6 protein-coding genes, 1 tRNA gene and 1 pseudogene are annotated in these 7,839 nt (G+C 74.8%); 4 read left to right on the top strand and 4 right to left on the bottom strand.

All coding sequences use genetic code 11. From position 1 onward, the window contains the following. The coding region (gene selD, locus CCN33_RS25550; RefSeq protein WP_086695825.1) for a selenide, water dikinase SelD at window positions 1-718 on the bottom strand (718 nt) is incomplete at its 3' end. A gap of 112 nt (window positions 719-830) precedes the next feature. Between selD and CCN33_RS25545 the strand changes: the two genes are divergently transcribed. Further along, window positions 831-926 (top strand) — tRNA-Sec (locus tag CCN33_RS25545). Window positions 927-940: 14 nt separating this feature from the next. Here the strand turns inward: CCN33_RS25545 and selB are convergent. Both selB and selA read right to left on the bottom strand, forming a co-directional pair. Further along, complete coding sequence (selB, locus tag CCN33_RS25540; protein ID WP_086695824.1) at window positions 941-2,698, bottom strand: selenocysteine-specific translation elongation factor; 1,758 nt, start codon at window positions 2,696-2,698, stop codon at window positions 941-943. A gap of 2 nt (window positions 2,699-2,700) precedes the next feature. Next, window positions 2,701-4,035 (bottom strand): L-seryl-tRNA(Sec) selenium transferase, encoded by a 1,335-nt coding sequence (selA, locus tag CCN33_RS25535; RefSeq protein ID WP_086695823.1) that lies wholly within the window; start codon window positions 4,033-4,035, stop codon window positions 2,701-2,703. A 295-nt stretch (window positions 4,036-4,330) separates the two neighbouring features. Here selA and CCN33_RS25530 point away from each other — a divergent pair, with 295 nt between their 5' ends. Beyond that, window positions 4,331-5,158, top strand: a complete 828-nt coding sequence (locus CCN33_RS25530) for an alpha/beta fold hydrolase (RefSeq protein WP_086695822.1) — start codon at window positions 4,331-4,333, stop codon at window positions 5,156-5,158. Continuing rightward, entirely contained in the window at window positions 5,145-5,672 is a 528-nt protein-coding gene (locus CCN33_RS25525) for a GNAT family N-acetyltransferase (protein WP_086695821.1), read from the top strand. The genes CCN33_RS25530 and CCN33_RS25525 overlap by 14 nt, the downstream gene beginning before the upstream one ends. 12 nt (window positions 5,673-5,684) lie before the next feature. On the opposite strand, the gene CCN33_RS25520 is transcribed toward CCN33_RS25525, so the two are convergent. Continuing rightward, window positions 5,685-7,022: a hypothetical protein gene (locus CCN33_RS25520; protein WP_086695820.1), complete on the bottom strand. Its 1,338-nt coding sequence runs from the start codon at window positions 7,020-7,022 to the stop codon at window positions 5,685-5,687. Between the two features lie 113 nt (window positions 7,023-7,135). On the opposite strand from CCN33_RS25520, the pseudogene CCN33_RS25515 reads away from it, so the two are divergent. Beyond that, a pseudogene (locus CCN33_RS25515) lies at window positions 7,136-7,839 on the top strand (molybdopterin-dependent oxidoreductase); the annotation flags it as partial.

The following is a 7,839-nucleotide window of genomic DNA, read 5'->3' as shown; positions in this document are numbered from 1 at the left end:
CGCTCAACCGGGACGCCGCGAGGGCGGCCTGCGCGGCGTCCCGGTTGAGCGCGACCATGGTCTCGACCGCCTCCGGGAAGACCTCGCCGGTCGTCTTGTGCCGGTTGTTGAGTACGCCGAGGCCGAGCGGTTTGGTCAGCGACAGCGGCACTCCCGGCCGTCCTGCGTCGTTGCGCAGCAGCCGCTCCGGGTCGACGACGCCGGTGACGGCCATGCCGTACTTGGGTTCCGGGTCGTCCACGCTGTGTCCGCCCGCCACCGCGCAGCCCGCCCGGGCGGCGACGTCCATGCCGCCGCGCAGCACCTCACGGGCGAGGTCGAACGGCAGCACGTCGCGCGGCCAGCACAGCAGATTGACGGCCACGAGGGGCGTGCCGCCCATGGCGTAGACGTCGGAGAGCGCGTTGGCGGCGGCGATCCGGCCCCAGTCGTACGGGTCGTCGACCACCGGTGTGAAGAAGTCGGCGGTCGCGACGGCAGCGGGTAGACCGGGGCCGCCGGGCAGCCGGACGACCGCCGCGTCGTCGCCGTGGTCGAGGCCGACGAGCAGCTCACCGGGGGCGTCGGCCGGCGCCCCCGGAGGGACGAGCCCGGCGACCATCTCCTCCAGCTCGCCGGGCGGGATCTTGCAGGCGCAGCCACCGCCGTGCGCGTACTGCGTGAGGCGCAGGGCCTCGGGTCCGCGCGCCGGTCCGGCATCGGTCCGCGTGTCCGTCATGGCTGTATCAGTCCTCGTTCGAAGGGGTGGATGCCGTGTGGCGCGTTGACTGTGGTGGGGAGGCGGCGGTTGCATGGCCGTACGGCCGCCGCGTTTCCGGGACGGCCGGCGGGGAGGCGTAAGGGTGCCTGGTGGCCCTCCCGGTCTTCAAAACCGAGGTGTCCGAGCAACTCGGGCAGGTGGGTTCGATTCCCATCCGTCTCCGCCAGCTCCTCTCGTCCGTCACCGTGGCTCCCGGCAGCGGCGCAGCGTGCCGTCGAGTCGTTCGGTGCGGCCGTGCCGGTCGAGGTACTCCAGCAGCGGGACGGCCACCCGGCGGGTGGTGTCCAGCGCGCGGCGGGCCTGGCTGGTGGTGAAGGGCTGCTCCAGTTCCGCGAGGACGGCGGCGGCCTCGGCGTCCGCGCCGGGCAGCAGCACGATGTGCCGGTCGATCCGCAGCAGCGCCCCGGCCGCCTCCGCGGCCGCCAACAGCTGCGTTTCCAGGCCGAGTTCGGCCAGCCGGGCGGCCTCGGGCGCGCGGAACGGCCGATGGGCGAGGTCCGCGCGTACGGCCTCCACGGCGGCCGCGATCCGGGGCGGCAGGGTGGGCCGCGCCTGGCTGCCGAGGAGCCGGCCCCCGCTGTACCGCAGCTCGGGCGACTCCGCCAGCAGGGCTTCCACGAGGCTTCTTTCGGGCAGGCCGAGCGCCTGGCGGGCCGACTCCAGTGGCAGGCCGGGCTCGAGCGGGTGCCGGGCGGCGTGCTCCTCGACCACGGTGCCGAGGCGCTCGCGCAGGGTCGCCCAGTGGTCCGGGTCGGCCAGCCAGTCCCCGGTGACCGGTTCGGCGGGCGGGGTCACCCCCATGGCGCGCAGCTCGGAACGGCGGATCAGCCCGCGCCTGCGCAACTCCCCGGCGGCGTCCGTCTCCCGCAGCTCCTCGTCCCGCGCGGCGGCCGCGCCCCGCCGGGTGAGCCGGGGCGGGCGGACGTCGAGGACGGTGACGCCCGCCGGGATGCTGTGCCGGCCGGGGTCCCGCAGGAGCGCGCCGTCTCCGACACGCAGCGGGAGGGAGGTGCCGAGCCGCAGCCGCGCGGTGTCCTCTCCCAGCGGGCGGACGGTAACCGGAACGGCCGACGAGCCGACGTGCAGGGTGAGTTCGCGGGGCAGGTCGGAGGCCGGGGCGCCGCGCAGCCGTACGTCCACGGTGTCGGTGGTCAGCCAGCGGTCCGGCGTGAGGAGGGCGTCCCCCCGGCCCAGTGTCCCGGCGCCGGACCCGCCGACGTTGACGGCCACCCTGGCCACCGCGCCGGCCTCCTGCCGGGACTCCTTGAGGCACTCCAGCCCGCGCACCCGCAACAAAGTGCCGTCGCGGGCGAGCTGGAGACGGTCACCGACGCGCAGGGTGCCCGCGCCGAGGGTGCCGGTGACGACCGTGCCGTGGCCGCGCACGGTGAACGCCCGGTCCACCCACAGCCGTACGTCCGCCTCGTGGTCGGGCGCCGGCAGCTCACCGGCGAGCCGGGCCAGCGCGTCGCGCAGGGTGTCGAGCCCCTGCCCGGTCACCGCGCTGACGTCGACGCATCGCACCTTCCCGAGGGAGGACTCCGCGATCCGGGCGAGGGCCGCCGCGCGGACCGCGTCCGGATCGGCGAGGTCGCTGCGGGTGACGGCGAGGACGCCGTGCCGTACGCCGAGCGCGTCGAGGATGGCGAGGTGCTCCTCGGACTGCTGCTGCCAGCCCTTGTCGGCGGCGACCACGAACAGGACGGCGGGGACGGGCCCGGCCCCGGCGAGCATGTTGCCGACGAGACGTTCGTGTCCCGGGACGTCCACGAAGGCGATGTCCCCGGCCGCGGGCAGCCGGGTCCAGACGAAGCCGAGGTCGATCGTCATGCCCCGGCGCCGCTCCTCGGCCCAGCGGTCGGGCTCCATGCCGGTCAGGGCGCGCAGCAGCGCGGACTTGCCGTGGTCGACGTGGCCTGCGGTGGCGATGACGTGCACGGTCAGCTCCCCGTCCCCGGCGCGCCCCGGCGTACGGCCTCCGCCAGCCCGGCGTCGGCGGCCTCGGGGACGGCCCGCAGGTCCAGCAGGCAGCGGCCGTCCTCCACGCGGGCCATCACGGCGGGCTCGGTACCGCGCAACCGGGCCGCGTAGGCGGCGGGCAGGGAGACGGCGGCACTCGGCAGCGTCACCCCCGGTGCCCCGCCTCCGCCGACCACCGCCTCGGTGTCCACGGCACGGCTGTCGATCCCCTCGGCGCGCAGCGTCCCGGCGAGCCGTTCCGCGCGCTCCCGGAGTGCCCGGGGGTCGGCCCGCAGCGCGGTCACGGTCGGAGGCAGCGGGCCGCGTACCGTCGCCTCCAGCGCGGCGAGGGTCAGTTTGTCGACCCGCAGGGCGCGGGCCAGCGGGTGCCGTGCCAGGGTCCGTACGAGGCCGACGTTGCCCAGCAGCAGTCCGCACTGGGGGCCGCCGAGCAGCTTGTCGCCGCTGGCGGCGACCAGGGCGGCACCGGCGCGCAGCCGGCTCGTCGCGTCGGGCTCGTCGGGCAGCGCCGGTTCCGGGGTGAGCAGCCCCGAGCCGATGTCCGCCACCACCGGCACGCCCAGCGGGGCGAGTTCGGCGACGGAAGCCTCCCGGGTGAATCCGGTGAGACGGAAGTTGGAGGAGTGGACCTTCAGGATGAAGCCGGTGTCCGGGCCGACGGCGGCGGCGTAGTCGGCGGGGGTGGTGCGGTTGGTGGTGCCGACCTCGCGGAGCCGGGCGCCGGTGGAGACGAGCAGGTCGGGCAGGCGGAATCCGTCCCCGATCTCCACCATCTCGCCACGGCTGACGATGATCTCGCGGCCGCGCGCGAGCGCGGTGGCGGCCAGCACGAGCGCGGCCGCGCCGTTGTTGACGACGTGCGCGGCCTCGGCGGCTGGTACGGCCCGCAGCAGCGCGTCGAGGGCGGAACGGCCGCGCCGGGCGCGCACGCCGGTGCCGAGGTCGAGTTCCACGTCCGTGGTGCCGGAGGCGGCCAGTACGGCGTCCCGGGCTGCCTCGGAGAGCGCGGCGCGGCCCAGGTTGGTGTGGAGCAGGACGCCGGTGGCGTTGATGACGGGGCGCAGCGCGGCGGCGGTGGCGGGCAGGGCGGCCACGGCACGGTCGGCGATCTCGGCGACGGGCACCGCGCCGCTCCGTGCCTGGGCCTGCACGCCGGCGACCACGTCCTTGACCAGCCGACGCCCGAGCCGCGCCGCCGCCGCGTCGAGCCGGGGGTCGGCCAGCAGCGCATCGGTACGCGGCAGCTGCCGCCGCTCGTCCACGGGCGGGGCGACGGAAGAGTGCTCGCGGTCCATCTCGGGCCCCTCTTGGTCCGGCCGTGCCGACGACAGAATCCCCTTTTGTCAGGCTACGACCGTCTCCGGTACGCAGCGCTCGCGCCACACCGGGACACTCTGGGCGGCGACGGCGTGGGACCTGAACGAGGGGCGGGCGGAAACGGTCCGGCAGGCACGTCGTGCCCGCGGTCGCCGAGGTGACGCAGGAGATCCAACTCGCGCACGCCGCTGTGCCATTGGCTCCGTACGTCCCTATGCTCGGCTCCCACCGGAGGCGCTTCGCGGAGCGCTTGTTGGAGCGAAGGAGCCGCACGTGCCCACTGCCGAGGTCAATGGCGCAGCGATCACCTACACCGATACCGGCGCGCCTCCGGGCAGCCCGGACGCGCCGGCCGTCGTCTTCGGTCACGGGCTGCTGTTCAGCGGCTGGATGTTCCATCCGCAGATCGAGGTCCTGCGGGAGCGGTACCGCTGCGTGACCGTGGACTGGCGCGGCCAGGGCGACACCCCCGCGACGCCGTCCGGATACGACATGGACACCCTGACCGCCGACGCCGTCGCCCTGATCGAACGCCTCGGCCTCGGGCCGGTGCACTGGGTCGGTCTCTCCATGGGCGGCTTCGTCGGCCAGCGCATCGCGGCCCGGCACGGCGAACTCCTGCGCTCACTGACGCTGTTGGACACGAGCGCGGACGGCGAGCCGTCGGACAAGGCGGCCGAGTACCGGCTGCTGGCGCGCGTCTACCGCTTCACCGGCGTCGGGCCGGTGCTGGGGAAGGTGAAGGCCGCGATGTTCGGCCCCGGCTTCCTGGCCGACCCGGCGAGCAAGCCGGTGATCGACGAGTGGGTACGCCGCCTGCGTCGCTGCGAGCGGGCCGGGATACGCCAGGCCGTGCTGGGAGTCATCGAACGGGAGCCCTCTCACGCCGAGTTGAGCCACATCTCGGTACCCACGCTGGTCGCCGTCGGCGCCGACGACCGGGCCACTCCCCCCGCCGACGCGGAGCGTATCGCGGCCGCCGTCGAGGGGGCCCGGCTGGAGGTGGTGCCGGGGGCCGGGCACAGCAGCACGCTCGAACAGCCCGCCGCGCTCACCGCACTGATCGGCGACTTCCTGGCGTCGGTGGATGTCCGCCGCTGAGCGGGGCGGGGCGGCGCCCTCGCTGAAACCGCTGAGCGCCGAACTCGCTCCTGCGGTGCTGGCGTTCGAGCTGGCGAACCGGGACTACTTCGCCGCTGCCGTCTCCGACCGGGGCGACGAGTACTTCGCCCGCTTCACCGACCGCTACACCGCCCTCCTCGCCGAACAGGCCGCCGGCGTCTGCGCCTTCTACCTGCTCGTCACCGGGACCGGCACGGTCCTGGGCCGTTTCAACCTCTACGACCTCGCCGACGGCACCGCCGAGGTCGGCTACCGGGTGGCGGAGCACGCCAGCGGGCGGGGCGTGGCGACGGCGGCCGTACGGGAGTTGTGCGCCCTGGCGGCGGACAGGCACGGCCTGCACACCCTCCGCGCGGCCACCGCCCACGAGAACATCGCCTCTCAGCGCGTGCTGCTCAAGGTGGGGTTCGTCCGCACCGGTCCCGCCGGTCCGGCCGACCTCGGGGGCAGGACGGGGAGTTGGTACCGACTCGACCTCTCCCACCGGCCGTGAGCACCGGGCGTCTCACCATCCCGTCAGCAGAAGGTGGTTGAGCAGCAGAGCCAGGATCACCTGGGCGGCGAGCCAGGCTCGGGGGCGGGGCAGCAGGGCGCACGCGGCCAGCAGCCACACCGCGAAGGGGAGCCAGATGCGTTCCGTCTCCGCCTTGCTCATGCCGGACAGGTCCGCGACGAGCAGGGCGGCCAGGGCCGCGCAGACGATCAGGGCGAGGCGGGTCGCGGGGCCGTCGCCGCGGTGGACGAGGGAGCCCGCGGTGCGCGGGAGGGCCGCCGCCGTCGCCGGGCCGGTGATGATCGCGGCGCAGGCGAGGTTGGCCCAGATCCAGTAGCCGTAGGGACGCGTGCCGCCCACGCCCTGGTAGTAGCGGGTCACCAGCAGGTGATAGGCCGTCCACCAGTTGAAGCCGAGCAGGCCGAACACCACGGGGGTGACGGCCAGCCCGGCGAGGAAGGGCAGCACGAGCGAGGGGCGGGCCCGTAGGTCCGCGCGGGCGAGGACGAGTATCGCGAGGCCGATCAGGGCGATCAGGGTGAGGCCGTAGGAGAGGTAGCCGGTCAGACCGGCCAGCAGTCCGGAGGCCCCCGCCCACAGCAGTGACCGCCGGGTGAGGGCGAGCGCGAGGCAGGCCAGTGCCCAGGCGGCCACCGCGGCGAAGTAGGCGTCGGCCGAGGAGCCCATCCAGACCGCGGCGGGGGCGAGTACCAGGAAGGGCGCCGCCCGCCGGGCGAGGCGCTCGTCCGCCAGCGCGCGTACGGCGACCAGCACCGCGGCGGAGGCGGACGCGCCCAGCACCACGCACCACATCCCGGCCCAGCCGCCCCCGCCCAGTCCGATCCGGTCCAGCAGGACGAAGGTGAGCGTGGCGGCGGGGGGATGGCCGGCCACATGGGCGGGCCAGTTGCCGGGGACGCCCGCGAGGATATGGCCGTCGAAGCCGCGCAGGGTGGCCGGGATGTCGTGGAAGCGGCCGATGACCTGGAGGTACTCGTTCGCGGTGGTGAGCCGGGTGGCGATGCCCACGTGCCAGCCGTCGACCAGGGCGAGGGAGACGATCCAGGCGGCGGACGCGGTCCAGGCCACCCAGGGCAGGGCCCGCCAGGGCAGCCGGGCGGCGAGCGCGGGACCGTACGCCACTCCGGCGGCCGCGAGGATCAGCGCGGCCGGGGTGCCGGGGCCGACGTGCGGGTCCCAGTCGGCGAAGAGCGGGGGCCAGTGCACGAACAGGGTGTGGTGGGCGTCCTGGATGTGACGGCCGACCAGGACGGCGGCGGTCACCAGCAGGACGGCTGCCGCCGCGGCGTACAGGTCGCGGCGTGGGGTGTGGGGCTCGCGGTGGATCACATCGGCACGCTAGGCCGTAGGGGCGTCTCCGGTCCGCCTTCCGGGCCGGACGTCAGCGTTTCGTCATGGGTCGCGCGCCCGTTCCGGGGTGCTGCCGGGCCTACGGTCGGGGCATGCGCGACGATCCCCGGCTTCCCACCTCTTCCCACTTCTGGCGCAGCCCCCTGCGCGGCACCTGGTTCACGGCGGTGCTCGGGCTGGTGCTGCTCGGCGGCATCAGCGTGCTGTTCGTGACCGGCCTGGTGTCGTACGCCGCCTACAACCCCAACCTCTCGCCGGTGAACGACACGACCCCGGACAAGGGGCTGCTCGGCTTCTACCTCTTCGACTGGCCGGCCGGCCCGTCCTGGCTGTACCGGCTGAGTCAGGGCGTCCACGTGACGCTGGGCGTGGTGCTGGTCCCGGTCCTGCTGGCCAAGCTGTGGTCCGTGGTGCCGAAGCTGTTCACGCTGCCGCCGGCCCGTTCGGTGGCGCACGCCCTGGAGCGGGTGTCGCTGCTGCTCCTGGTGGGGGGCGCGCTGTTCCAGTTCGTCACCGGGCTGCTCAACATCCAGCTGGAGTACGTCTTTCCCGGCTCGTTCTATCCCCTGCACTTCTACGGCGCCTGGGTGTTCATCGCCGCGTTCGCCGTGCACGCGGCACTGCGGGCACCGATGGCGGTGCGTGCCGTTCGCGCACGACGGCGAGACGAGGCGGAGCTGGAAGCGCCCCGGCCCGCCCCGCCCACCGTCTCCCGGCGCGGTGCACTGTGGCTGGTCGGCGGTGGTTCGCTGCTGCTGTTCGTGACGACGGTGGGGCAGAGCCTCGGCGGCCCGCT

The sequence above is a fragment of the Streptomyces recifensis genome (assembly GCF_002154615.1).
Classification (GTDB): Bacteria; Actinomycetota; Actinomycetes; order Streptomycetales; family Streptomycetaceae; genus Streptomyces; species Streptomyces griseoluteus.
This window is presented reverse-complemented; position numbering and strand designations above follow the sequence as displayed.